Raw genomic sequence first — 26,860 nt, forward strand, 5'->3', positions numbered from 1 at the left:
ATGTCGGCTGCTGCGAGCCACGCAGCGACCGGCGGTCGGCTCGCAATCATCGCCGGCGGTGGCGCGCTACCGCACCACGTAGCCGAAGCTGTGCGCGCGCGCGGCGAAGATCCATTCATCATCGCATTGTCGCGAGAGGCGGAAGAAGCCGATTGGGTCGGCTTCGATCATTCCGTGCTGGGGATCGGCGACTTCGCCAATATCAGCCGAACCTTCAAGGAAGAGGGGATCGATCGGGTCGTCCTGTCGGGTTGGGTTCGCCGCCGGCCGGAATGGCGTGACATTCGCCCGACGCTGAGAACGCTGGCAAAGATCCCGGCCGTCTTGAAGACGCTGGTGTCCGGTGGAGACGACGCCGTCCTGCGCATGGCGATGGCACTGATCGAAGCAAGCGGCGCCCATGTCATCGGCGTTCATGAAGTGGTGCCCAATCTCCTGGCAGAACCGGGGCCGATCGGGGCGGTTACACCTGATGCCGACGATCGCCGCGACATCGAGGCGGGCATCGCTGCCGCCAACGCGCTCGGCGCGCTCGATGTGGGGCAGGGTGCTGTGGCCGTCGGTGGGCGCGTCGTGGCGCTGGAGGGCGCTGAGGGTACCGATTCTATGCTGGAGCGTGTCGTCGCCTTGAAGGCCGAGGGCCGTGTCTCTTCGCGCCGGCGAGGGGTCCTCGTCAAGCTTTGCAAGCCCGGGCAAGATTTGCGCGCCGACCTCCCGTCGATCGGACCGTCGACCGTTGCACTTGCAGAAAAGGCCGGTCTCGCCGGCATTGCGGTCGAAGCAGGCAGGGCTCTGGTCCTGGAGCGCGGCAACGTGATTGATGTCGCCAATCGCGCTGGTCTGTTTGTCGCCGGTGTCGAACGATCGGCCAAGGGAGCCGAGCGATGAGCGCATCCAGCTACAAGCTTGCAGTCATTGCAGGCGAGGTTTCCGGCGACCTCCTGGGCGCCGATCTCGTCCGGGCGATTCGAACGCAAAGCAGCAGCACGATAGAGCTCGTCGGTGTCGGCGGCGAGGCGCTGGAGGCGGAGGGCCTTCGATCGCTCTTCGACTATTCCGAACTATCGATCATGGGCTTCACCCAGGTCCTGGCACGATTGCCGAAGCTCATTATGCGCATTCGCCAGACGGCAAAGGCGATCATCGCCGCGTGTCCCGACGCGTTGCTGATCATCGACAGCCCGGACTTTACCCACCGCGTGGCACGGAAAGTCCGAGCGGCGCTGCCGGATGTGCCTGTCATCAACTATGTCTGCCCGAGCGTCTGGGCCTGGAAGCCGGAACGCGCGCCGCGCATGCGTGGCTATGTTGATCACGTCTTGGCCGTGTTGCCGTTCGAACCGCAGGCGATGGAGAAGCTGCAGGGCCCGCCGACGACCTATGTCGGCCACCGCCTCGCAAGCGATGCGAATGTGCTCGCGGTTCGGGCAAACCGCCAGCAGCGCCTTGTCGGCGCCATCGATGGGCGGGTCGCGACGTGCCTCCTTCTGCCGGGCTCCCGTTCGAGTGAGGTCGGCCGTCTGTTGCCGACCTTCGGCCGGGTGGTTGAGGAGCTTGCCGGCCGACATCCCGGCATTCGCTTCCTGTTGCCGACCGTTTCGCGGCAGGAAAAGCTGGTGCGCGAAATCACGGCATCCTGGCCCATCCAGCCGGAGATCACCGTAGGGGCGGCGGAAAAGTGGGCCGCTTTCGATCGGGCCGATGCGGCGATCGCTGCCTCGGGAACGGTTCTTCTGGAACTGGCGCTTGCCGGCGTTCCCGTCGTTTCAACCTACGATCCCGATTTCCTGGTGAAGCTCTTGCACAAGCGCATCCGCATCTGGAGCGGCGCGCTGCCGAATTTGATCGCAGACTTCCCCATCGTGCCGGAATACTTCGGCGAGTCCATCCGCCCTGGTGCCTTGACGCGTTGGATGGAGCGGCTTTCCGGTGCAACGGCGCAGCGCGCCTCGATGCTGGATGGCTATGCACTGGTGCAACAGCGCATGGCGACAATTCATCCGCCCGGTGAGAAAGCAGCCGAGATTGTTCTTGGCTATCTCACGAAGAATAACAGGTAAGCTTCATAGTTCCTTGAGCGAGCGCGATGCATCCCTCAATGCGTCGACGTCGTCGTAAGTGTGCGCAAGGGTCCCGCCGGGGGAGCAGGTTTGCGGCCGGCATTGCTTTGCGGCCAGCTGGATGGAAGACGGGGTTCGAACCGATGTTCCCGGACCGACAAAATAAAAGCCCGGTCATCGCTGACCGGGCTTCGTTTTTCTTGGCTGATAACGATCAGCGCTTGGAGACCGGCACGTAGTCGCGCTGCGGGGCGCCGACATAGAGCTGGCGCGGACGACCGATGCGCTGTTCCGGATCTTCGATCATCTCGTTCCACTGCGCGATCCAGCCGACGGTGCGGGCGAGCGCGAAGAGCACGGTGAACATGGTGGTGGGGAAGCCCAGCGCCTTCAGCGTGATGCCGGAGTAGAAGTCGATGTTCGGATAGAGCTTCTTCTCGATGAAGTACTCGTCGGTCAGCGCGATGCGCTCGAGTTCCATCGCGACTTCGAGCAGCGGATCGTCCTTGTGGCCGAGTTCCGCCAGCACTTCATGCGTGGTCTTCTGCATGATCTTGGCGCGCGGATCGTAGTTCTTGTAGACGCGGTGGCCGAAGCCCATGAGGCGGAACGGATCGTTCTTGTCCTTGGCGCGCGCAATGAACTCTGGAATGCGGTCGGCCGTGCCGATTTCGGCCAGCATGTTGAGCGCCGCTTCGTTGGCGCCGCCGTGAGCCGGGCCCCAGAGGCAGGCGATGCCGGCAGCAATGCAGGCGAACGGGTTAGCGCCCGACGAACCGGCCAGACGGACCGTCGAGGTCGACGCGTTCTGCTCGTGGTCGGCGTGCAGGATGAAGATACGGTCCATGGCGCGCGACAGAACCGGGTTGACGACATATTCCTCGCACGGAACGGCGAAGCACATGCGCAGGAAGTTCGAGGCGTAGTCCAGGTCGTTCTTCGGGTAAACGAAGGGCTGGCCGATGTGGTACTTGTAGGCCATTGCCGCGATCGTCGGCATCTTGGCGATCATGCGCAGCGAGGCAACCATGCGCTGATGCGGATCGGTGATGTCGGTCGAGTCGTGGTAGAAGGCCGAAAGTGCGCCGACGCAGCCGCACATGACGGCCATCGGATGCGCGTCGCGGCGGAAGCCGGTGAAGAAGCGCGACATCTGCTCATGCACCATGGTGTGGTGCGTGACCCGATAATCGAAGTCGGCCTTCTGTGCCTTCGTCGGCAGTTCGCCGTAGAGCAGCAGGTAGCAGACTTCGAGGAAGTCGCCATGTTCTGCAAGCTGCTCGATCGGGTAGCCGCGGTGCAGGAGCACGCCTTCGTCGCCGTCGATATAGGTGATCTTGGATTCGCACGACGCCGTTGACGTGAAGCCCGGGTCGTATGTGAACATTTTCGTCTGCTTGTAGAGCGAGCCGATGTCCACGACGTCAGGGCCGATGGACCCCGATCGCACCGGAAGATCCGCAGACTTTCCATCGAGTGTTACAACCGCGGTTTTTTCAGTCATCGGACCCTCCGTCTTATGGCAACGTGACATAGAGACATGCCACGACAATGAACGTTGCGAATTTGCTATATGATTTATTTTCGACTGCCAAGCTGTACGAAAGGCAAATTGTGCGATGCGAAAATGTGCATATGGCGACGCAACAATGGCATGTTACGGCAATAAGTCCAAGGAGATCAATAATCTCGTCGGATGATGGTGCGGTACCATTCTATATAGGTTTGCCGCTTTTTTCAGCAGATAGCGCGTCGGTTGCGGTTATGTGCCTTTGGTTGCATGATCGGCCGGGTATTCCGGGGAAAGAGCGCTGGCGCAATGAGCGATACTGAAAGGCGGCAGGCGTCGCAGGACGCTGAGCGCGGCAGCTTCATGTTGTCCGGTTCCGATGCCGCCACTGCCGTTACAGTCTTTGCTCCCAATCGCCGCGCGGCTTGCTTTCGACACAGGTGCGCCGCGGCATGTCGACGCTCTCGGCGCGTCTCGGCCGCGCGCGGTCAAGGCGTCGGTCGCCTCCGCAATCGAGGAAGAACGCGCATTCGGTCACGGTTTTGTGTTGATACCGGTGCTGCTGGTCTCAGGCGTCCTCACCTGGCTGTCGCTCCCTTTTGACGTCGGAATTGTCAAACTTGCACTGCTGCTTTGCGGTTTCGGCATGGCGGCGGTGGCATGCGTCGGAAAATTTGCACGGCTGCGGGTGCCGCTGACTGGGGCGACACTGTTTGTGGCGGGAATGGTGCTGGTCGCGGCCGAGACGGCGCGGATCGATACGATCGTCCTCGACGCACCGGTGACGACGAACGTGCGGGGTGTGGTGTTTTCGCGTGAGCAGGACGACCGGGGCCAGTGGCGCTACGGGGTCGAGATCCACGAGACGACCAGGCCGCGCCTGCGCCGTCAACCGACGAAAGTCACGCTGGTGGCGCGGGGCCGGGAAGATCCGCTGCCGATAGGTGCGACCATCGAGGGCAGGGCGCGGCTGTCTCCGCCCTCCGGTCCGGCATTGCGGGGTTTGAACGACTTCGCGTTTGACAGCTACTTCCGGGGTATCGGTGCAGTCGGGTTTTTCTACGGTTCGCCCACGGGCGGAAAAGCGCCTGCGACCGGAGAATCGGAAGCGGCCTCTTCCTTTGGTTCATCCCTGGCGACCAGCATCGCCGCGATGCGGGAGGCCGTCGGAGAGCGCATCCGTGCATCGATCGGCGGCGACACGGGAGCGCTTGCGGCAGCGCTGGTGACCGCGGAAGAGCGGGCAATCAGCCGTGAGACGGTCGAGGTGTTGCGGCAAGCCGGGCTTGCGCATGTGCTGGCGATCTCCGGCCTCAACATGGCGCTTGCCGCCGGGACCTTTCTGATTGGCGCCCGCACCGTTCTCAGCATGATCCCTGGCCTAGCGCATCGTGTGCCGATCAAGAAGGTTGCGGCGACCGGCGCACTGCTGATGGTTTGCCTCTACATTCTCATCTCCGGGGGAGCGGTGTCGGCATTGCGCGCCTGGATCATGATTTCCATCATGCTCGTGGCGGTGTTTTTCGATCGTATGTCGATCAGCCTGCGCAACGTTGCCCTCGCGGCGATCGTCATCGTCGCCACAACGCCGTCTGCGGTTGCTGGGCCGGGTTTCCAGATGTCGTTCGCTGCGACCCTTGCGCTCGTTGCCGGCTATGCGCGCTGGCGCGAGCGACGGGAGACGGAGGTACCGACGGCGGCGAGGCAGGGCAAGGGAAGGGGCCCGGTCACCAGCGTGATCGCCGGTGTCGTCATCACCTCTCTCATCGGCGGTTTGGCGACATCGGTCTATTCGATCGCCTATTTTCACCGGTTGCCGGCCTATGGCCTGCTTGCCAATGTTCTCACGATGCCGGTGATCAGCATTGTGATCATGCCGTTCGGCCTGTTCGCCATGCTTCTGATGCCACTGGGACTTGAACACTATCCATTGATGGCGATGGCATGGGGCCTCGACCGGATGCTCGACATCGCCCGCTTCGTAACCTCTCTCGACGGTGAGATCGTCACGGGTCGCATCGGGCATTTCGGCTTTGCGCTGATTGCCGCAGGCGGTGTTCTCGTCTGTGTGTTGCGGAGCTGGCTGGCCCTGTCGGGAGCGGTATTGATCAGCGTCGGTCTCGTCAGCCTCGCAGTCGAGCACGATCGTCTGCCCGATGTCGTGATTGCCGAGGATGGTCGCCTCGTCGGCCTCGTTGCGAACGGCGCGATAGCAACCAACAGGATGCGCCCGTCGGATTTCGTGTTTTCGCAATGGCAACGGGCCCTCGCGGTGGAAAACCACCTCAAGCCAGCGATGCTTCCGCCGCCGGCAGCTGCCGATCCTTACCCGGCTACGGAGCCGGCCGGGAAGGGCGCTCCGCCGCTCGACCAGGAAAAACAGGCCGCGATCCGCGCGGATCTGTCGTCGGCGATCGAGGCGAATGCTGCGGGTGTCTTCATCTGCCGGGAAAAGCAATGGTGTGCGGCGCGCAACGGCTACGGCTGGACGATCCTTGCCATCGAGAACCCGCGGCTCTTTCCGGCCTTGTGCGACCAGGCGGATCTTGTGGTGACTGCGGCGCGGGTCGATGGCGCGACGTGCCCGACCAACCGCGCCCGTATTGTGAATGCGCAGACGCTGCGTCGCACGGGCGCAATCGAAATTCGAGCGCAGTCGGATACGGAGCACGCGCCGCCCGCAATGCAGTTTCGAACGGCATTCACGGCCCTTGCCCGCCCATGGGAACGGCACCGCGCGTATGACTGGCGGACCGGTTCTTTCATGGACGTTTCGCCAGATTTCTGACCGCAGTCACCGGTCGCGCCCTGAGCGGGCGGGTTGCGAAATTATTCTTGATTAATAAACTCCACAAATCCTTGTCATTCCGCTCCCCTTTGCGTAAAGAGCCCGAAAGCACGCAAGGGATGTGACGGGTGGCGGCAATCCCTTCGCTCTGAAATGACGAAACGGACCAGTACGTGAGGAACAAGATGCCGAACCGAGCCCGATCGACGATCAATCTGCTGGCAGCCGCAATGCTGGGTCTGTCATCGGCTGCTATGCCCGTGGTTGCGTTCGCTCAGTCAGCGAGTGAAGGGGCATCGTCAGCCCCGGCTACGAACGGCACTCAGGGCACTGTCGCACAATCTCCCACGCCGACGCCGGTCGTAGAGGGCCAGACGGCAACCGGCAGCGCACCGGTAAACCAGGCGACGCCGATCACTCAGGTGCAGCCCGCACCACAAGCCGCGTCGCCGGAGACTGCCCCCCTTGCTGTCGAGGGCACTGCCGTTGCGACCGAAGGTGCGGCGAACCCGGTGCTGCCGCACGATCTGTCGCCGATCGGTATGTTCATGGCGGCGGACCTTGTCGTCAAAAGCGTTATGGTCGGCCTGGCAGTGGCGTCCATTGCCACCTGGGCGATCTTCCTGGTCAAGGCACTCGAGCTTTTCAGCGCCAAGGCGCGCCTCAAGCGGGCGGTGCGTCTCCTGTCAGCCGCTAACGGTCTGGCTGATGTCAATACTGCATTCGACGGGAAGTCGGGCCCAGCACCTGAGATGGTGGCTGCGGCGATCGACGAGATGGTGCGTTCGGAAGCGGTTGTCGACCATGCGCCTGCGAGCGGTATCAAGGAACGCGTCTCTTCGCTGCTGACCCGCATCGAGGTTCGCGCCGGCAAGCGCATGACGAGCGGCACCGGTATTCTGGCCTCGATCGGCTCGGTCGGACCGTTCGTCGGCCTCTTCGGCACGGTTTGGGGGATCATGAATTCCTTCATCGGCATCAGCAAGGCGCAGACGACCAATCTCGCGATCGTCGCACCCGGCATTGCCGAAGCGCTGCTCGCCACTGCTATCGGCCTTGTTGCGGCAATTCCAGCGGTGGTGATCTACAACTATTTCGCACGTGCAGTGGGTGGCTACAAGGTGATCCTTGCCGATGCTACGGCCGCCGTTGAACGGCTCGTCAGCCGCGACCTCGACCACCGCATGGTCCGCAAGGCGCAGCCCCGCCGGCAGGAAGGCTTCGTCCATGCCGAAACGACCATCGCACGGATCGGGTGACCCATGGCCGGAAAAGTAAGCCAGGACGGCGGCGATCTGGACGAGAACAGCGAAATCAACGTCACGCCCTTCATCGACGTCATGCTCGTGCTGCTGATCATCTTCATGGTGGCGGCGCCGCTTGCCACGGTGGATATGAAGGTGGATCTGCCTCAATCGGCGGCAAAGCCAGCGCCGCGCGACGACAAGCCGGTCTTCGTGACCTTGAAGGCCGATCTGGCGCTGGCCATAGGCAACGAGGAAACGGCGCGTGAGACCTTCGCCGACGAGCTGAAGCGCCTGACGGAGGGCAACACCGAGACGCGTGTCCTGCTCCGGGCCGACAAGGCCGTGGACTACGGCGAGCTGATGACGGTCATGAACCTCATCCAGAACGCCGGCTACACCAAGATCGCCCTCGTGGGCCTGGAAGGCGCACCCGGGCGCTGAGTTTGCCCGCGGTCCACGTGCCAGCAATGCGTCGCGCCCATGTCCGCGCGTCGCCGCCATGATCGATCAGGGCTCTTCTTCCCCGTTTTTCCGGCGCAATTTGCCGCTGTCGCTTGAATCCCGCGGGGCGGCGATTTAAGAGCTTACGTCAAAGGCTTTCCGTTGAGAGCCACAAGACGATCGCGCGGGCTTCTCCGAAAAGCGGCGCCGCGCCTATCCGGATACGAGGGCACCAGCATGAATTTCGAAGCAGCGCGCACCAAGATGGTGGACAACCAGATCCGGACCACGGATGTGACGTCTCACTCGGTCTTGTCCGCCTTCCTCACCGTGCCGCGCGAGGAGTTCGTGCCCGCGAAGATGAAGGAGCTCGCGTATATCGACACCGACATCGCGCTTGACGCCGCCAACGGCGGAGGGCCGCGCTTCCTGATGGAGCCGTCGCCGCTTGCCAAGCTTCTGCAGCTCGCCGAGATCGCCAAGTCCGACGTCGTGCTCGAGATCGGTTGCGGTACCGGCTATGCCTCGGCACTGCTTTCCCTGATTGCTGGTTCCGTCGTCGCGCTCGAAAGCGATCAGGGTCTTGCCGCCACCGCGACCGAAACGCTGGCACGTCTCGGCTATGACAATATCGCCGTCGTCACCGGCGAACTCGAGAAGGGCTACGCTGCCGAAGCGCCTTACGATGTCATCTTCGTTCACGGTGCGGTGGAAGTGTTGCCTGCGGCTCTGTTCGAGCAGTTGCGTGATGGCGGCCGACTCGTGGTGGTCGAAGGATTTGGCAACGCTTCGCGCGCTAAACTCTATGTGCACGAGCACGGAAAAACCTCCGAGCGTGCCGACTTCAACACTGCGGTGAAGCCGCTTCCCGGCTTCCGCCGCGAGCAGGAATTTGTTTTTTGAGGTCCCGCTTATTGAGGGATATCAACATTTGAATGTACTGCTAAAATAACAATGTTGCCAATTCGCAACGCGGTACTTGTTTCTTTTTGAAATGCCTGCGCAGAGTAGGGCTGCGCAGTTGTCGGAATTTGGAATCCGGGTTTCAAAGAGTGCAGTGGTAGTGATTTGCTCACCAGTGGGCGGTGTGAGCGCTCATCGCCGTGTCTAGGCAGCGCCGTTTTGTAACGAGGACAGCGCTGCGGGAAATGAGGGCAGGCTTTGCCGCCCCCGATCGGAGAGAGAAGTAATGGTGTCGATTGTCCGCAAAGCGGCCCTGTGGGCCGCCGTCTCGACGAGTGTGCTGCTTGCCCCGCACGCAGTACTGGCCGAGACGATCTTCGGCGCAATGGCCAAAGCCTACGCAAACAACCCGGATCTGAACGCTGCGCGGGCGGGGCTGCGCGCCACCGACGAGAGCGTACCGATCGCCAAGTCCGGCTTTCGCCCCCAGGTGGCTGGTTTCGCCAGCGGGACGCTTTCGACCATCGACAGGGAGAGTTCCGGAACTCAGGACGTTCACCAGGGGCAGGTCGGCATCTCCATAACGCAGATGGTCTTTGATGGCTTTCAGACGCTGAACAATGTTCGCGCGGCCGAATCGAATGTGTTTGCCACCCGCGAATCGCTGCTCGCCAACGAGATGCAGATCCTGCTTTCGGCGGCGACCATCTATTCCAATATCGCCCGCGATCAGCAGCTCGTGTCGATCCGCAAGCAGAACATCGCGTTCCTTCAGGAACAGGTGAACGCCGCGAAGGCGCGGCTTGATGTGGGTGAGGGCACCCGTACGGACGTGAGCCTGGCAGAGGCTTCGCTCGCCAACGCGCAGTCGCAGCTTATCGTCGCTGTTGCGCAGCTGAAGCAGAGCGAAGCGACCTATGTGCGGATCGTCGGCGACTTGCCGAAGAACATCAAGCAGGCGTCTCCCGCATCGAAGAGCCTGCCGCGCTCGCTCGACCAGGCGGTCGCAAGCGGCCTGCGCGACCACCCGACCATTCTGGCGGCGCAGTACTCGGTTGATTCGGCCGGTTACCAGGTGAAGTCGGCTGAGGGCACGATGCTGCCCGGCGTGACGCTTCAGGGACAGGTCGGCCGCACCACTGGCAATGTCGGTGATGGCATCGACAGCAACACATCGAGCATCACTGCTCGCCTCGAAGTCCCGATCTATCAGGGCGGCCTCGAATACGGCCAGATCCGGCAGGCGAAGGAACGCCTGGGGCAGCAGCGCATTCTGGTTGATTCGGCGCGAGCATCGATTCAGGAAACGATTGTTTCGGCCTACGCACAGCTCGAAGCAGCGATCGCGCGTATTTCCGCCAACAAGGCGCAGATCTCTGCCGCCAAGCTGGCACTGGATGGCGTCATTGAAGAGCGCAAAGTCGGCCAGCGCACGACCCTCGACGTTCTCGATTCGCAGCAGGACGTGCTGCAGGCGCAGGAACTCCTGGCGCTTGCGCAGCGCGATGCGGTCGTCGCGAGCTATACCTTGCTTGCAGCCTCCGCGAGGCTGACCGTGAAGAGCCAGGGTCTGCAGGTGGCCGAATATCGCGCCGAAGAACATTACGAGGCGGTCAAGGATAAATGGTTCGGTCTTCGAACTGTCGACGGTCGCTAAAGAAAACGCCCCGGTCTCCCCGGGGCGTTTCTATTTTTCCCCCTGAAAACAAATCTGTGCAAGGATCTGAGTGGCTGATTCGTGGCGTATGTTTCGTCCGCGAACTCACATAAGGTTTGTCGGAAATCGGCGCATGTCCTGTTTTGAAACACATGCCGGCCGCGTCAAACGGGGATAGAAATGGCACAGCTCAATGTCGCGCGTGAACCTTCGATGGATGAGATCCTGGCATCCATTCGCAAGATCATCGAGAGCAATGAGCCTGGGCAGGCCGGGCTTTCGCCGCAGGAGCATTTCGAGGACGAGGCGGGTGACGAGATCGAGCTGACGATCGACAGCGAGATCGAGACCGTAGCCTTCGGGCGGCGCGAGGAATCTGCCGAAACATCGAGGCCCGCCCCCGCGGCTCCTGCCGTAGAGCTTTCCATCGTCTCGTCCGAGGCCAGCGCGTCGGTTGCACAGCCGCCGCTTTCGCTGGCTGATGTCGCAGCACGCGTTCGTGCGGCTTCGGAGCGTCACGCAACGGGGTTTGCCCCGCGCGAAACGCAGCCAGTCGCGCCAGCGCCGGCGATCCAGGACAGCCCCGTCGTAACGTCGCGCATGGCCGCGGTATCAGCGCCCAAGGCTCCGGCCGTTCAGTCGATCGTGGCCCCAGAAACACACGAGGATGCGGAAGCCGTCGCTGCCCCAGAGCCATCGGAGCGTCGCGACAGCGTCGAATCGCCAGCGCCGGCGCCGGCGCCCGTGATCGACACGGTGGCCCCCGAGAAGGCGATCGCAGCCATCGTCTCTCCGGAAGTCGGCCGGAAGGTCGCGCAGTCCTTCGACAACCTCGCTCTCGCGGTCGATCAGGGCGCAAGGCGCTCGTTCGACGAAATCGCCCAGGAAATGCTGCGGCCGATGCTACAGGAATGGCTGGACGACAATCTGCCGACACTCGTCGAACGGCTGGTTCGCGAGGAAATCGAGCGTGTTGCCCGCGGGCCGCGTCGCTGAAATTCAGATCTTTTGATGCGTGGGGCCGCGGCGACCGTCGCGGCTTTTTGCGTTCGTGTTGACTTGCACCGGCCGTTCCGGTTTACAAGACACAGACATCACTCTCCAAAATTGGCTCCAAAATGCTTGATAAGACCTACGATTCCGCATCCGTCGACCCACGTATCGCCAAGAAGTGGGACGAAGAAAACGCGTTTCGTGCAGGAGCGGGTGCCAAGCCCGGCGCCGATAGCTTCTGCATCGTGATCCCGCCGCCGAACGTAACCGGTTCGCTGCACATGGGCCACGCGCTCAACAACACGCTTCAGGACGTCATGGTTCGCTTCGAGCGCATGCGCGGCAAGGACGTGCTGTGGCAGCCGGGCATGGACCATGCCGGTATTGCGACCCAGATGGTCGTCGAGCGCAAGCTGATGGAAACCCAGCAGCACCGTCGGCAGATGGGGCGCGAGGCCTTCATTGAGAAGGTCTGGGAGTGGAAGGCCGAATCCGGCGGCTTGATCTTCAATCAGTTGAAGCGGCTCGGCGCATCCTGCGACTGGTCGCGTGAACGCTTCACCATGGACGACGGCCTCTCGGAAGCCGTTCTGGAGGTCTTCGTCTCGCTCTACAAGGAAGGGCTGATCTACAAGGACAAGCGCCTGGTCAACTGGGACCCGAAGCTTCTGACGGCGATTTCCGATCTGGAGGTCGAGCAGCACGAGATCAACGGCAATCTCTGGTATCTGCGCTATCCGCTCGAACCGGGTGTCACCTATGAACATCCGGTTGCCTTCAATGAGGAAGGCAAGGCGACCGAATGGGAGAAGCGCGACTATCTGGTCGTCGCGACCACCCGCCCGGAAACGATGCTCGGGGACAGCGGCATTGCCGTCAACCCGGACGACGAGCGCTATAAACCGCTCCTCGGCAAGCATGTCATCCTGCCGATCGTCGGCCGGCGCATTCCGGTTGTCGCCGACAGCTATGCGGATCCGACGGCCGGCACCGGCGCGGTGAAGATCACGCCTGCGCACGACTTCAACGACTTCGACGTCGGCAAGCGCGCAGGCCTCAGCGCGATCAACGTCATGACGATCGAAGGTCGCATCACCATCAAGGACAACGAGGAGTTCCTCGAAGGGCTTTCCGATCCGGCAGCCCTGCATGGTGCGTGGGACGAACTCGAAGGCAAGGACCGCTTCGAGGCGCGCAAGATCATCGTCCGCATCTTCGAAGAGGCTGGCCTGCTCGACAAGATCGAGCCGCACAAGCACATGGTCCCCCATGGCGACCGTGGCGGCGTGCCGATCGAGCCGCGCCTGACGGAACAATGGTACGTCGACGCCAAGACGCTCGCGAAGCCTGCGATTGCCGCCGTCAAGGAAGGCCGGACGAACTTCGTTCCGAAGAACTGGGAAAAGACCTACTTCGAGTGGATGGAAAACATCCAGCCCTGGTGCGTCTCGCGCCAGCTCTGGTGGGGGCATCAGATCCCGGCCTGGTACGGCCCGGATGGTCAGGTCTTCGTCGAGAAGACCGAGGAAGAGGCGCTGCACGCCGCGATCCAGCACTATCTCGCGCATGAAGGCCCGATGAAGGCCTATGTCGAGGACCTGCTCGAAAACTTCAAGCCGGGCGAAATCCTGACTCGCGACGAAGACGTGCTCGACACCTGGTTCTCGTCGGCGCTCTGGCCGTTCTCCACGCTCGGCTGGCCGAACGAGACGCCGGAACTGGAGAAGTACTATCAGACCGACGTCCTGGTGACAGGCTTCGACATCATCTTCTTCTGGGTCGCCCGCATGATGATGATGGGCCTGCACTTCATGAAGGATGCCGACGGCACCCCGGTCGAGCCGTTCCATACGGTCTACGTCCATGCGCTCGTTCGCGACAAGAACGGCCAGAAGATGTCGAAGTCGAAGGGCAACGTCATCGACCCGCTCGAACTTATCGACGAATATGGGGCCGACGCACTGCGCTTCACGCTGGCGATCATGGCTGCCCAGGGCCGCGACGTGAAGCTCGATCCCGCCCGCATCGCCGGTTATCGCAACTTCGGCACGAAGCTCTGGAACGCGACGCGTTTTGCCCAGATGAACGGCGTGGTCGACAGCGACGGTTTCATCCCCGAAGCCGCGTCGCTTACCATCAACCGCTGGATCCTGACGGAGCTTTCGCGCACCATCCGCGACGTCACCGAGGCGATCGAGGCCTATCGTTTCAACGAAGCCGCCGGCAGTCTCTATCGTTTCGTCTGGAACCAGTTCTGCGATTGGTATCTCGAACTGCTGAAGCCGGTCTTCAACGGCGAGGACGAGGCGGCCAAGCGCGAGTCGCAGGCCTGCGTCGCCTATGTTCTCGATGAGATCTACAAGCTGCTGCACCCGTTCATGCCGTTCATGACCGAGGAGCTCTGGGGGCAGACGGCAGGCGAGGGCCGTGAACGCGAGACGCTGCTCTGCCACGCCGAATGGCCGGCGGCTTCCTATGCCGATGATGCGGCCGCCGACGAGATCAACTGGCTGATCGACCTCGTTTCGGGCATCCGCTCCGTCCGCTCGGAGATGAATGTTCCCCCGGCAGCAACCGCGCCGCTGATTGTCGTCGGTGCGAACAATCTGACGCGCGAACGCCTGCAGCAGCATGCTCCGGCAATCGCGCGCCTGGCGCGTGTCGAACACATCGACTATGCGACTGTCGCCCCGCGCGGCAGTGCCCAGATCGTTGTGGGTGAGGCGACCGCGTGCCTCCCGCTTGGCAACCTGATCGATCTCTCCGCCGAGAAGTCGCGCCTGGAGAAGGCGATCGCCAAGGTGGATGCGGAGCGCGAGCGTATTCTTGGCAAATTGGCCAATGAAAAGTTCGTCGCGAACGCAAAACCGGAACTGGTGGAAGCGGAGCGTGAGCGCCTGGTGGAACTCGATCTTCAGAAAGATTCGCTTGGCGTCGCGCTCACGCGCGTGGCGGAAGCCGGTTAGGAAGCACGCTAAGGGTGCAACCGCCCACAGGGTTGATCGGCCAAGGAAGTCAAAATCCGCGACAGGTCCGTCGCGGATTTTTTATTTTAGTATGATTTTATATACTTGCCGGGGCGCGCTTCGCGATCGAATCGCTGAGCTGAATACTGTCGGCCGTTCACGAAATCGCTTGGCATGGGCAGGCGGAGTTTCAACGGCCATTTTTGTTGATCTTCAGCAAAAACCAATATTGTTGTCTCTACGACACAGCTTTCGCGAGTGTTGGAAGTTTTTCCTATTTTATTGGGTTATTTACCTATTTTCCGGAATATCATTTCGGAAATGCGCGAATGTGTCTAAATCATGAGAATCTTACGTAAATTATGTGACGCATAGTGCCGCACCGCCTCTGCATCTGGCATTTGCGATTTCACATGTTCGTGAGAATACTTCCGCCATACGCGGCATGAGGTGGAATGTCGCAGATTGCAGTGCAGGGGAGGAGCTTGATGGCTCACATGAATTTTAAGCGTGGCGTCCTGACGGTGGCGGCTGGTTTGCTGGTTGCGTCGGCGGCCCACGCCGGCGGTCTTGAGCGCGGTGGTTACAACATCGATCTGCTGTTCGACCCGTCGGACTACGCCGGCGAAGCTTCGGCGACCTACGTCAATCCGCAGCGCGAACTGAAGAATGTCAGAGACACGGATACGACGTCTGCGGTTTTCCCGTTTAATGGAACGGGGCCGGGTGCTGGCGGTGGTAACTTGAATTCCCGACCGAATACCGCCGACGATACCGAGAGCTATTGGGTTCCGCGCGTTGGGGTCAAAGCGCGCTTTGCTGACGATATCGACTGTATGGCCGACTATTCACAGCCCTGGGGTGCGCATACCAACCCGGGCCTCAACTGGGCCGGTGCAAACAACAACGTCGAGACGAAGGTCGAAAGCGACAACTACGCCGCAACCTGCTCCCATAAATGGGACGTCGGCCAAGGTCAGTTCCGCATCATCGGCGGCGTCTTCTACCAAGAGGTCAGCGGCTTCAAGGAGCGGTTGGTTCAGGATTTCACGGGCGTGCCACCGGTATTGGCCGCCGGGCGTACCGGCATCGGTCGGCTGGATCTCGAGGGGGATGGTTGGGGCTGGCGCGCTGGCGTCGGCTACGAAATTCCTGAATACGCAGTGCGGGCGAGCCTCGTCTACAACAGTGCCGTGGACCTCGACAACCTTGCGGGAACGATCGACCTGCGTGACGTTCGCGGGCCGACTCCGGTTAACTTCTATGGGGTCTCCGGCTTTGCATCGATGCCGGATTCACTCGAATTGAAGATTCAGTCCGGTATTGCGCCCGACTGGGTCGCCTTCGGCTCGGTCAAATGGACGGATTGGAGCCAACTCCAGGTTCTCAAGTTTTGCCCTTCGTCGGGCGGAACCCTGGCTCAGCCCTGCACCTCGCTTGACCTGCTTTATCGAGACGGCTGGACGATTTCAGGCGGCTTTGGTCACAAGTTCAACGATCAGTGGAACGGCGCTGTTAGCCTGACCTGGGACCGCGGTACCAGCCACGGCTATGGCACTCAGTCCGATACTTGGTCGCTTGGCTCGGGTGTATCCTATTCGCCAAACAAGAATATCGAGCTTCGACTGGCTGGTGCAGTGGGCATCCTGACGAGCGGCAGTTCGGGCCCCGTTAACTTCGACGGGCAGGTTATCGGCGGCGATGTGTCCTACGACTACGGTAACGATTTCTTCGGCGCCATATCGACGTCCCTTAAGGTCAAGTTCTGATCCTTCGCCAATCTGAGTGTTTGGGCCCGGTTTCGACCGGGCCTTTCTTTTTGATGTGGAACTGTTCGCTGTTGCCTTTGCACCGTTCGCTAATGTGACGATTCAGCAACACATTTAATGCTAGAGTTTGCTAGCATCGGACTCGTCCCGGCTATGTCCATTTCCCGCCACAAACAGGGAGCAGCGATAGTAGGGACAAAGCTGCAACCGTGAAAACGAAACCTGCGGCGTTTGGTGTGAAGTGAAACTTGGACCGTCGATGTTCATGTCAGATGTGGCCTTCGGCACTTTTGTGCAAGTGGTCGACTGAAATGGTCTTTTCGGTGCATGTGTCGAAGTTTCGTTCTGGAATGGTGCGTCGATGTTCTCGGCGGAATTGGTGAAGTTTTGGGCGGCGACGGGTCGTCCGGGCGTTTGTGTTTGCAGCGGTGATGAGTTCGGCGTGGCCGGCTGGAACGGAAGAATTAGACTGTGATGCTTGCGGGTGAACTGAAGTCACTGAAGGTTGCGATACTCGGCGTGTCGCTGGCGGTCTGCGGGACCAGCACCATGCCGGCCCTTGCCTTTGATCCGGGGGCAGGCGTCACGAAGGAATCCGGTCCCTTCGCGCTCTTCAAGTTCGGTTTCTCCGCTTACAAGAACGGCCGCAAGGACGAGGCCGTCGAGGCCTACAAATACGCTGCGGAGAAGGGGCATACCGGCTCCCGCTGGGCTCTGGCCAACATGTATGCCTATGGCGACGGTGTCGCCGAAAACGACCTCGAGGCCTTCAAGATCTACAGCGAGATCGCCCAGCAGGGTGTGGAGCCGGGTTCTGAGGATACCGGCTATTTCGTCAACGCGTTGATCTCTCTTGCCGGCTACTACCGACGCGGCATTCCCGACAGCCCGATCCAGTCGGATATGGCCCAGGCGCGGCAGCTCTATTTCCAGGCGGCGTCGACCTTTGGTGTCGCTGAGGCGCAGTTCCAGCTTGCGCGCATGCTGCTGTCGGGCGAGGGCGGTAGCGTCAACGTTCAGCAAGCCAAGAAGTGGCTCAACCGTGCCCGCAAGAGCGGCCATGCCGGTGCCATGGGTGTCTTCGGCAACGTAATCTTCCAGGAAGGCCAGACCATTCGCGGTCTCGCCTATATGACCGCCGCGCTCGACCAGTGTTCGCCGAAGGATCGGCCCTGGCTCCAGTCGATGCAGGAGCAGGCGTTCTCGCTTGCCACCGAAGATGATCGCCGTACGGCGATCTCGCTGTCACAGAACCTGCATATGCAGGTCGACGACGACTGAGTTCACCGCACGGCTACCCCTCAGCCAGCACCGAATAGCCGAACGGCAGATCCGCACCTCAGGCGGCCGCGAAAGCAAACTCGCCGATAACAGGAACGTGGTCCGAGGGCTTTTCCCAGGCGCGAACATGTTTGTCGATCGACGTCGAAACCAGTCGATCGGCTGCCTCCGGCGACAGCATCAGATGGTCGATGCGAATGCCGAAATTCTTCGGCCAGCAGCCGGCCTGATAATCCCAGAACGTATAGAGCGGCACCGCGTCTGAGGTGGCCCGCACCGCGTCGGTGAAACCGAGATTGCGCAGGCGCCGATAGGCCGCGCGCGTCTCCGGCAGGAAAAGTGCGTCGTTCTGCCAGACTTTGATGTCCCAGCAGTCGTGCTCCTCCGGGATGACGTTGTAGTCGCCTGCCAGGATGAAGGGCTCTTCGAGCAGAAGGCGCTGCTCGGCATAGGCGGTCAGCCGGCGCATCCAGGCGAGCTTATAGGGGTACTTCTCACTATCGACGGGATTGCCGTTCGGCAGGTAGAGCGAGCAGACACGGATCACGCCGCCGGCAACCGAGAACACGCCTTCGATGAAACGCGACTGCTCATCGGAGTCGTCGCCCGGCAGGCCGCGGTTGACTTCGTCCGGACGCAGCTTGGAGAGCAGGGCGACGCCGTTGAAGCCCTTCTGGCCGTGGGTCTCGACATGATAGCCGAGGGCTTCGATCTCCAGACGAGGAAAGCCGTCGTCGACAGACTTGATCTCCTGCAGGCAGACGATGTCCGGATTGGCTTCCTTCAGCCATGCCAACAGGCTGTCGATTCGCGCCTTGACGCCATTGATGTTCCAGGTGGCAATCTTCATGGCTCGAAACGCCCTTCCATACAGGTGAGTCCTTGCGGCGGGACTCTTCTAGCCGCTCCGGATTCTTTTGACAAATCCGATACCTGCGGACTTTCAGCGCTGGGCAGAGCTGCAACGACGACGGGCGACGCCGCGCGCAGTTTATATACGGTATAGGTGCGGCTGCTTGAATTGATTCCGATCCATGGCCGGCTATAGTCCGGCGCATGATCGATCTCGTGCAGAACTACTGGCCGCATATCCTGGCGCTGCTGTCCTTCGCGCTTGGCATCCCGGCTGCCATTCACGCCGCCATGACCAAGGACGACGTTCGCGCCGCCGCAGGTTGGGTCGGTGTCGTTCTGCTCTCGCCGATCGTCGGGGCATTGCTCTATGCCGTTGCCGGCATCAACCGTATCCGCCGCTCCTCGATCGGCTCGCAACGCGCACTGCTGCGCGGGCAAGGCCCCGATCAGTTCGGCAGGTTCGATATCTCTGAAACAGATATTGCCGGAAGTTTCGGGAATCGTTTTGCCGCGATGAAAATCCTCGGCGACCGTGTTTCCCGGCACCGCATGTGTTCCGGCAACGGCATCGAGGTGCTGGCCGGCGGGGATGCTGCCTATGAGGCCATGCTGGTGGCCATTGCCGGTGCGCAGCGCAGCATCCTGATAGAGAGCTATATCTTCGATCGCGACGTGGTCGGCCTTCGCTTTTCCGACGCCTTGATCGCCGCGATCGCGCGTGGCGTCCAGGTGCGCGTACTGATCGACGCAGTCGGCGCGCGCTACTCCGTCCCCAGCATTGTCGGTCATCTGAAGACGGCCGGCGTTCCGACGGCCGTCTTCAACGGCAATATCATCATGGGGCTGAGGTTGCCCTATGCCAATCTGCGCACGCACCGAAAGATTCTCGTGGTCGACGGCCGCGTCGCCTTTGCCGGCGGCATGAACATCCGGGCGGGCTTTAGCAGCGAGATTGCCGGCGAGGAGCCGGCCCTCGACACGCACTTTCGGGTAACGGGCCCGGTGGTCGCCGACATCTTTCAGGTCGCCGCCGAGGACTGGCAGTTTTCCGGCGGGGAGATGCTGACGGGCGGTGCCTGGGCGCTCGAAGAAATGCCTTTGCCGGCAGAAACGTCTTCTGTGCTGATGCGCGCCATACCCTCAGGGCCGGACGCCACGAACGAAACCAATCACAAGATGCTGATGGGGGCGTTCTCGGTGGCGCGCAAGAACATCCGCCTGATGTCGCCCTATTTCCTTCCGGACCGCGAACTGATCAGCGCCTTGGTGACCGCGGCGCGCCGGGGCGTCGAGGTCGACATCATCGTGCCGGCGGTCAACAATCTGCTTCTGGTCGATCGCGCAATGACCGCCCAGTTCGATCAGGTATTGAAAGGTCATTGTCGGGTCTGGCGCGCCGAGGGCGCCTTCAACCATTCGAAGCTTCTGATCGTGGACGAGCGCTGGGCCTATGTTGGGTCGACCAATCTCGATCCGCGTTCCCTGCGTCTCAACTTCGAGTTCGATCTCGAAGTGCTGGACGATGGTTTCGCCCATACGATCGGCGGCATGATATCGGATGTGCTGGCTTCGGCCGAACCGGTCACGCTCGAGGCCTTGCGCGCCAAGCCACTTATCGACCGGCTGGCGAACCGTGTGCTTTGGCTGGGGTCGCCGTATCTCTGACGGCGACCGCAGGCAGGCCAGGTGGCCGTTGGCTCAGATGGAAAAACTCGTTCCGCATCCGCAGCTTGCTACCGCATTCGGATTCTTGATCTGAAACGACTGGCCGAGCAGGTTGTCGACGAAGTCGATCTCTGAGCCGCCCATATAGACGAGCGACAGGCTGTCGATCAGCACCTTGGCGTCGTTCTTCTCCAGCACCAGATCGTCGTCGTTGGCGCTGTCGACCAGGTCGAACTTATAGGAGAATCCCGAGCAGCCGCCGCCTTCGACGGACACCCGCATCGCGTTGTTGTGACTGTCCGAACGAAGGATCGTGGCGATCCGCTTTGCAGCAGCGTCCGAAAGGGTCACGGTTTCTTGCGTCATATCTGCCTCCTGCCGGGGTCAAGAACCGGAGAGATTTGATTGTCGTTTGCAGCACCGCCTCGGCCAACGCCGGAGGTCGTTTCAACCCCCGCGGCCAAGCCGTTGCTTTCGCTTGCGGAATCGGTCGATGCTTGCGCGACGCGTTTCCGTGGCTTTCACTATAGGTATGAAGGCTTCAATGTCCCGTCAATGGGATGACGATTTGGGTGGAAAATGACATTCGACAAAAATGCGCTGGGCTTCGGTTATGGTGAACACGCGCCGTTCGCGTCGAACCCCTGGGCGACGCGCGGCAGGCTCTATCCGGAAGCGTCGAGCGCGACACGTTCGGATTTCCAGCGCGATCGCGATCGCATCGTCCACACGACGGCCTTTCGCCGGCTGAAGCACAAGACACAGGTCTTCATCGCTGCCGACGGCGACCACTATCGGACGCGGCTGACGCACACGATCGAAGTGGCGCAGATCGCCCGCGCCCTGGCGCGTGCCCTCAAGCTCGACGAGGACCTCGCCGAAGGCGTCGCCCTCGTTCACGATTTCGGTCACACGCCGTTCGGCCATACGGGCGAGGACGCCCTGCACGAGATGCTGAAGCCCCATGGCGGCTTCGACCACAATGCCCAGTCGCTGCGCATCGTCACCAAACTCGAGCGGCGCTACGCCGAGTTCGACGGGCTGAACCTGACCTGGGAGAGTCTTGAGGGGCTGGTCAAACACAATGGGCCGTTGCTCACGCCCGACGGGCAGGGCACGCGTGGACCGGTCCCTCAGCCGATCCTGGACTACTGTGCTCTTCACGATCTGGAACTGGCGAGTTACGCGAGCCTGGAGGCGCAGGTCGCGGCCATCGCCGACGATATCGCCTACAACACCCATGATATCGATGACGGCCTGCGGGCCGGCTACCTGACCTTCGAAATGCTGGAAGACGTGCCGTTCCTTGCCCGTCTGATGCGCGAGGTTCACGATCGCTATCCCGGTCTTGAAAGCAGCCGCTTCACGCACGAAATCATGCGCCGTCAGATCACGGCAATGGTCGAGGACGTGATCGGCGTCGCCCAGCAGCGTATCGCGGACATTCGCCCCGAGAGCGTAGCCGAGGTACGTCAGGCGGGTACGGTCATGGCGACGTTCTCCGAGGAGATGAGCGAGACGGACAAGCAGATCAAGCGTCTGCTGATGACCCGGATCTATCGCCACCCGGAAGTGATGCGGGTGCGGGAAGGTGCGGCGTCGATCGTCTGCGATCTCTATCATGCCTTCATGGACGACCCACAATTGATGCGGGAGCACTATTGGATCGATCAGATCTCGGGCATGGCCGAACCGGCGAGGGCCCGTCATGTCGGCGACTATCTGGCCGGCATGACCGATACCTTCGCGATCAGCGTGCACAAGCGCTTGTTTGACCACACGCCGGATTTGCGGTAGGGACGCCCCGCCCGGAGGCTTACGGTTCAAGCGAACCGAGCCTCCTTTTTGAGTTTTGCGCCGGCCACATGTGGTCGGGAAAAGCGGACGGATCAGATGAATCTCTTCACGGACTTCGAATCAAGAATTAAGGACATTCTCGAAACGCTTGACAGCGTTCGAGAAAAGCGATCCGAGCTTGACTTCGGCCGTGTCAATGTCGAGCCGCCGCGCGATCCAAGCCACGGTGATGTCGCGACCAATGCCGCCATGGTACTGGCCAAGCCCCTCGGCCTGAACCCGCGGGCGCTCGCTGAACTCATCGTTGAGAAGCTCAAGCAGGATCCGGAAGTCACCGAAGTGACCGTTGCCGGTCCGGGCTTCATCAACGTCCGGCTTTCGGTTTCCTATTGGCAGAAGCTGCTGTCGAACATGGTGCGCACCGGCCCCGACTATGGTCGCAGCACCGTCGGTTCGGGCCGCAAGGTCAACGTCGAATATGTCTCGGCCAACCCGACGGGGCCGATGCATGTCGGCCATTGCCGCGGCGCCGTGGTCGGGGACGCGCTTGCCAACCTTTTGGCCTTTGCCGGTTATGCGGTGACCAAGGAATACTACATCAACGACGCCGGGTCGCAGATCGACGTTCTCGCACGTTCTGCCTTCATGCGGTATCGCCAGGCGCTTGGTGAAGACATCGGCGAAATCCCGCCGGGTCTTTATCCGGGTGATTATCTCGTCCCGGTTGGCGAAGCGCTCGCCGATGAATTCGGCACGAGCCTGCGCCTGATGCCCGAAGACAAGTGGATGCCGCTCGTCAAGGACCGGACGATCGATGCCATGATGGTGATGATCCGAGAGGATCTCGCGGCGTTGAACGTCACTCACGACGTCTTCTTCTCCGAACGCACGCTTCACGCCAATGGGGCGGCTGCGATTCGTACGGCAATCAACGACCTGACCTTCAAGGGGCACGTCTACAAGGGTACGTTGCCGCCGCCGAAGGGGCAGCTCCCGGAGGATTGGGAAGATCGCGAGCAGACGCTGTTCCGCTCGACGGAGGTCGGTGACGATATCGACCGGCCGCTGATCAAGTCGGATGGAAGCTACACCTACTTCGCCGCCGACGTTGCCTACTTCAAGGACAAGTTCGACCGCGGCTTCGACGAGATGATCTATGTGCTGGGCGCCGACCACGGCGGTTACGTCAAGCGGCTTGAGGCGCTGGCACGCGCCGTGTCAGGCGGTTCGTCGAAACTTACGGTTCTGCTCTGCCAACTGGTGAAGCTCTTCCGCGACGGTGAGCCGGTGAAGATGTCGAAGCGCTCCGGCGATTTCGTCACGCTGCGCGAAGTCGTCGATGAAGTCGGCCGTGATCCGGTTCGTTTCATGATGATCTACCGGAAGAATTCCGAGCCGCTCGACTTCGACTTTGCCAAGGTTACAGAACAGTCCAAGGATAATCCGGTCTTTTACGTGCAGTATGCGCATGCGCGTTGCCGGTCTGTGTTCCGCCAGGCGGCGGACGCGTTCCCGGATCTGGACATCGAATCGCTTGATTTCGCCGGTGCGGTTCAGGGGCAGATCGAGGATCCGACGGAGCTTCAGCTCGTTGCCAAGCTCGCAGAATATCCGCGCGTGATCGAGGCCGCGGCACTGGCTCAGGAGCCGCATCGCATCGCGTTTTACCTGTACGATCTTGCCGCTGCCTTCCACGGACACTGGAACAAAGGTAAAGAGAATCCGGAATTACGTTTTGTTAACGATAAAAATAGACAATTAAGTACTGCCAGACTCGGGCTGGTGCATGCTGTCGCTTCGGTATTGAAGTCCGGCCTGTCTATTACAGGCACCTCCGCACCGGAGGAAATGCGATAAGTATTGTCACCATTTTCCCACAATGCACTGGCACATAAATACAGGCAATTGTGAGTGGAGAGCATGGCAGACAAACAATTCGCACGAAGCGGGCCGGCTGAATTCGATGTATTGGCAGACGATGATCCGTTGGCCGAACTCGCCCGGATCGTCGGTTACGATGCCCGTTCGGCCGTACAGCAATTGCAAGAGTTGCAGCGACATCAGGAGGCGGTCCGTCAGGAACCCGCCTTCGATCTCGAAGACGAACTCCTTCGCGCTTTCGACAGCTACGATGCACCCCGTGCTGGGCAGCAGCCTGTTGTGGAGCCGGCTTCGGCGCCGCAGCCGGTCGAAGAGGCCCGGATCGAGCCGGTAGCCGAATTCGCGGAAGAGTACGAGGCGCCGATATTCCGTCAGCCCGAGCCGGTCGCAGCACCGGCCGCTGTCGCCGAAGAGGAACCGGAGCAGGTTGTCGAGGTGCAGTCGTTCTCGGCCGCCCCTCAGGGTGCCGAAGTCGATAGCGCGGAATTCGTCGCCGACGAGCCGGCGTTCGACCTGGAGCGCGAGCTCGAACTGTCGCTCGGCGAAGCCGATCTGTTGCCGTTCGAAGAAGAGCCGGTATCTGAGGCGAAGGAACAGGTAGTCGACGACTGGCAGGCACCGGCCGCAGAATTGTCGACGGCTTGGTCCGAGCCCGCTGCTGTCCCCGAGCCGTTCCCGGTTTACGACGAGCCGAGCCTTGAGGTCGCCAACCTTGATGCTACTAGCCTCGACGTCGTTCCTGAGGACCGCGCGGACGAGACCGTATACGTGAGCGAGACAATCCCGGAAGAGCCCGCTGGCCATGACACTGCCCGCGACGATCTTCTTGCGGATATCGAGCGCTTCCCGGTTCCGCCGGTGACCGCCGTGGTTGCCGCTGCCGTGCAGTCTCATCCTGCCCTTCACGCCACGCAACAGCCGGTCGTTGCTCCCGCCGCCGCCCCGGTAAACACGGTTGCGACGCCGGCGAAGAAGAGCCCCTATCCCTTTACGCCGACCTTCAGCCGGGCGACGCCCGTTGCTTCGCCCTCGGGCGCCAGCCAGCAGCGCGCCTTCGCCGGTCCGCTCGTGACACAGGCAGCGCCTGTTGCGGCAGCTGCCGCAGTCGCCACTCCTGCCGTTACGCCGGTGGTCGAGGCTGCCCAGCCGGTCCAGCCGGTCCAGCCCGTTGCAGAACCGGAGAACGAGCCGGGCTTCGACATCGAGAACTTCGAAATGGAGCTCTCCGATGCCGCACTGAAGCTCGATCTTGCGGACCTCGGGCCGACCGAACCGATTGCCGTCGCACCTGCGGTCGTGCCGCAGGCTGCTGCGCAGCCGGTCATCGAAGCGGTTGCTCCGCAGCGTGAACCGGAACGTTCCGTCGAGACCTTCGTGGCTCCGGCCCCGGTGGAGCAGCAGGACGTGCAGCCTGAAAGCACGCTGCCCTTCGATCCCTCGATGATCGCCGACGCCGAGAATGGCGTTGCGCCGATCGCCGACATGGACGTGCCGCAACTGCCCGTCATCGAAACGGAAAAGCCGGTCGCCTATCCGGCAGACTACGACCTCGATATCGACGCGGAAATGGCGCAGCTGTTCGGCACGCCGGCTCCGGCCGCCAAGGATGCCCGTCCGGCCGCGGTTGAAAAGGCCGAGGCGGCTCGTCCGGCCCCGGCAGCAAATGCAAATCCGTCGTTCGGAGGCGGCGCGCTCGACGATTTCGACGAATTCGAGAAGGCGATGGAAGAGGACTTCCGCCGCTCCATCACCGAACGGAAGTCCCCGACGCGTGATGCCGAGCGGGTTTCCCCGGTGCAGAGCCAGGACGATGCGGGCGACTATCACGACTACGGCTCGGGTCGGCGATCGCAGCGCACGATGCTGCTTGCGGCAAGCGTTGCTGGCGTCATCATTCTCGGTGGTGCGGCTGTCTACGCCTGGATGGGCGGCAGTGGTGCGGTAACCTCTGCCGAGGGTCCCAAGATCATTCTCGCCGACAAGGGACCGGTTAAGGTCGTGCCGGAAGAAAAGGGCGGCAAGACCGTACCGAACCAGGATAAGGCCGTTTACGATCGCGTCGCTGGAGCCCAAGCCGGAGCGCCGCAGCAGGAAGCATTGGTTTCTTCGACCGAAGAGCCGATGGACGTCGTTCAGAAGACGCTGACGCCGGAAACGCTGCCGCTCGAAGGCAGCGACGACTCGGACGGCGTGCAGGCCAACCTGCCGGCGGATGACGAGGACGGCGCTCGCTTGCTGCCGGATGGCGGCGCCCAGACTGCCGCTCAGGAAGAAGACAAGGCACCGGCCGTTGCACCGCGCAAAGTGCGCACAATGATCGTCAAGCCGGATGGCACGCTGGTTGCTCGTGAAGAGCCGGTTGCCGCACCGGCGACCGATGTCGCCGGTGCGACGCAGCCGCTGCCGGAAGCGGCCTCGAAGGAAGTCGCTTCGGCTGATGTCACTGCTGCCGGTCAGGCATCGGCCAATGTCGATCAGGTGGCGCTTGCCGCAACGGGCAATGCCGATATCGAACAGGTTCCGGTTCGCAGCGTGACGACGACGGCAACAGGCGACAAGGCGCCGACGCCGCAGGCGCGTCCGGTCGAGCAGCCGGCTAAAGTTGCCGGCACTGCTACCGAGCGCGGCAACGTGCGTCCGGCCGAAGAGCAGGCGGTTGCCACTGCAGAAGCCCAGCCGGCGCAGCAGGTTGCAACCGCATCGGTTCCGACCGGCGGATACTTCATCCAGGTCGCATCCTTGCCGTCCGAAGCCGAAGCACAGAAGTCCTACAACAGCCTTTCCAGCAAGTTCGGCAGCGTCATTGGCGGCCGTGGCGTCGATATCCGCAAGGCGGAGATCGCCGGCAAGGGCACCTACTATCGCGTCCGCATCCCGGCCGGCTCCAAGGAAGAGGCAAATGCCCTGTGCTCCAAGTACAAGGGCGCTGGCGGAAGCTGCCTGGTGACCAAGTAAGTCGGGCACAACGGATAGAGTTGAGGAGGGCGCGGCTCATAGGCCGCGCCCTTCGCATTTCAGGGTTTTCGTTTGCCCCATGGCCTTGTGCA

The 26,860-nt window shown here is 61.7% G+C and carries 18 protein-coding genes; 15 read left to right on the plus strand and 3 right to left on the minus strand.

Annotation, left to right across the window (positions count from 1 at the left end; translation table 11 throughout):
* Both ASE60_RS32450 and lpxB read left to right on the plus strand, forming a co-directional pair.
* Positions 1–888: an LpxI family protein gene (locus ASE60_RS32450; RefSeq protein ID WP_057255775.1), complete on the plus strand. Its 888-nt coding sequence runs from the start codon at positions 1–3 to the stop codon at positions 886–888.
* A complete protein-coding gene (lpxB, locus tag ASE60_RS32455; protein ID WP_057255777.1) occupies positions 885–2,060 on the plus strand; it encodes a lipid-A-disaccharide synthase in 1,176 nt (391 codons plus the stop codon). The genes ASE60_RS32450 and lpxB overlap by 4 nt, the downstream gene beginning before the upstream one ends.
* 214 nt (positions 2,061–2,274) lie before the next feature.
* On the opposite strand, the gene gltA is transcribed toward lpxB, so the two are convergent.
* Positions 2,275–3,564 (minus strand): citrate synthase, encoded by a 1,290-nt coding sequence (gltA, locus tag ASE60_RS32460; RefSeq protein ID WP_057255779.1) that lies wholly within the window; start codon positions 3,562–3,564, stop codon positions 2,275–2,277.
* A 409-nt stretch (positions 3,565–3,973) separates the two neighbouring features.
* Here gltA and ASE60_RS32465 point away from each other — a divergent pair, with 409 nt between their 5' ends.
* From ASE60_RS32465 to exoR, 9 genes are all read left to right on the plus strand, one after another.
* The gene (locus ASE60_RS32465; RefSeq protein WP_244495751.1) at positions 3,974–6,358 is read left to right on the plus strand and encodes a ComEC/Rec2 family competence protein; all 2,385 of its coding nucleotides are present in this window, start codon (positions 3,974–3,976) and stop codon (positions 6,356–6,358) included.
* Between the two features lie 185 nt (positions 6,359–6,543).
* A complete protein-coding gene (gene exbB / locus ASE60_RS32470) occupies positions 6,544–7,617 on the plus strand; it encodes a tonB-system energizer ExbB (protein WP_057255781.1) in 1,074 nt (357 codons plus the stop codon).
* 3 nt (positions 7,618–7,620) lie between these two features.
* Positions 7,621–8,046: a TonB system transport protein ExbD gene (gene exbD / locus ASE60_RS32475; protein ID WP_057255784.1), complete on the plus strand. Its 426-nt coding sequence runs from the start codon at positions 7,621–7,623 to the stop codon at positions 8,044–8,046.
* Between the two features lie 237 nt (positions 8,047–8,283).
* Positions 8,284–8,949, plus strand: a complete 666-nt coding sequence (locus ASE60_RS32480; protein ID WP_057255786.1) for a protein-L-isoaspartate O-methyltransferase — start codon at positions 8,284–8,286, stop codon at positions 8,947–8,949.
* Between the two features lie 286 nt (positions 8,950–9,235).
* The gene (locus tag ASE60_RS32485) at positions 9,236–10,606 is read left to right on the plus strand and encodes a TolC family outer membrane protein (protein ID WP_057255789.1); all 1,371 of its coding nucleotides are present in this window, start codon (positions 9,236–9,238) and stop codon (positions 10,604–10,606) included.
* 180 nt (positions 10,607–10,786) lie between these two features.
* Entirely contained in the window at positions 10,787–11,602 is an 816-nt protein-coding gene (locus ASE60_RS32490) for a PopZ family protein (protein ID WP_057255791.1), read from the plus strand.
* 122 nt (positions 11,603–11,724) lie between these two features.
* On the plus strand, positions 11,725–14,565 hold the full coding sequence (locus ASE60_RS32495) for a valine--tRNA ligase (RefSeq protein ID WP_057255793.1): 2,841 nt from the start codon (positions 11,725–11,727) through the stop codon (positions 14,563–14,565).
* 488 nt (positions 14,566–15,053) lie between these two features.
* The gene (locus tag ASE60_RS32500) at positions 15,054–16,334 is read left to right on the plus strand and encodes an OmpP1/FadL family transporter (protein ID WP_057255795.1); all 1,281 of its coding nucleotides are present in this window, start codon (positions 15,054–15,056) and stop codon (positions 16,332–16,334) included.
* A gap of 474 nt (positions 16,335–16,808) precedes the next feature.
* The gene (gene exoR / locus ASE60_RS32505) at positions 16,809–17,615 is read left to right on the plus strand and encodes an exopolysaccharide production regulator ExoR (RefSeq protein ID WP_057255798.1); all 807 of its coding nucleotides are present in this window, start codon (positions 16,809–16,811) and stop codon (positions 17,613–17,615) included.
* 58 nt (positions 17,616–17,673) lie between these two features.
* Here the strand turns inward: exoR and xth are convergent, their stop codons facing one another.
* Positions 17,674–18,465: an exodeoxyribonuclease III gene (gene xth / locus ASE60_RS32510; RefSeq protein WP_057255799.1), complete on the minus strand. Its 792-nt coding sequence runs from the start codon at positions 18,463–18,465 to the stop codon at positions 17,674–17,676.
* A gap of 206 nt (positions 18,466–18,671) precedes the next feature.
* On the opposite strand from xth, the gene ASE60_RS32515 reads away from it, so the two are divergent.
* Complete coding sequence (locus tag ASE60_RS32515; protein ID WP_057255801.1) at positions 18,672–20,135, plus strand: phospholipase D-like domain-containing protein; 1,464 nt, start codon at positions 18,672–18,674, stop codon at positions 20,133–20,135.
* Positions 20,136–20,168: 33 nt separating this feature from the next.
* Here the strand turns inward: ASE60_RS32515 and erpA are convergent, their stop codons facing one another.
* The gene (erpA, locus tag ASE60_RS32520) at positions 20,169–20,501 is read right to left on the minus strand and encodes an iron-sulfur cluster insertion protein ErpA (protein ID WP_057255803.1); all 333 of its coding nucleotides are present in this window, start codon (positions 20,499–20,501) and stop codon (positions 20,169–20,171) included.
* A 213-nt stretch (positions 20,502–20,714) separates the two neighbouring features.
* Here erpA and ASE60_RS32525 point away from each other — a divergent pair, with 213 nt between their 5' ends.
* The 3 genes from ASE60_RS32525 (at position 20,715) to ASE60_RS32535 (ending at position 26,768) form a co-directional block, all read left to right on the plus strand.
* Positions 20,715–21,932 carry a deoxyguanosinetriphosphate triphosphohydrolase gene (locus ASE60_RS32525; RefSeq protein WP_057255805.1) on the plus strand — a complete coding sequence of 406 codons (1,218 nt, stop codon included), beginning with the start codon at positions 20,715–20,717 and terminating at the stop codon, positions 21,930–21,932.
* A gap of 96 nt (positions 21,933–22,028) precedes the next feature.
* Complete coding sequence (gene argS, locus ASE60_RS32530) at positions 22,029–23,789, plus strand: arginine--tRNA ligase (protein WP_057255806.1); 1,761 nt, start codon at positions 22,029–22,031, stop codon at positions 23,787–23,789.
* Positions 23,790–23,852: 63 nt separating this feature from the next.
* Complete coding sequence (locus ASE60_RS32535; RefSeq protein ID WP_057255808.1) at positions 23,853–26,768, plus strand: SPOR domain-containing protein; 2,916 nt, start codon at positions 23,853–23,855, stop codon at positions 26,766–26,768.
* Positions 26,769–26,860 lie beyond the last annotated feature (92 nt).

The sequence above is a fragment of the Ensifer sp. Root278 genome, from assembly GCF_001429285.1.
Taxonomy (GTDB): domain Bacteria; phylum Pseudomonadota; class Alphaproteobacteria; order Rhizobiales; family Rhizobiaceae; genus Ensifer.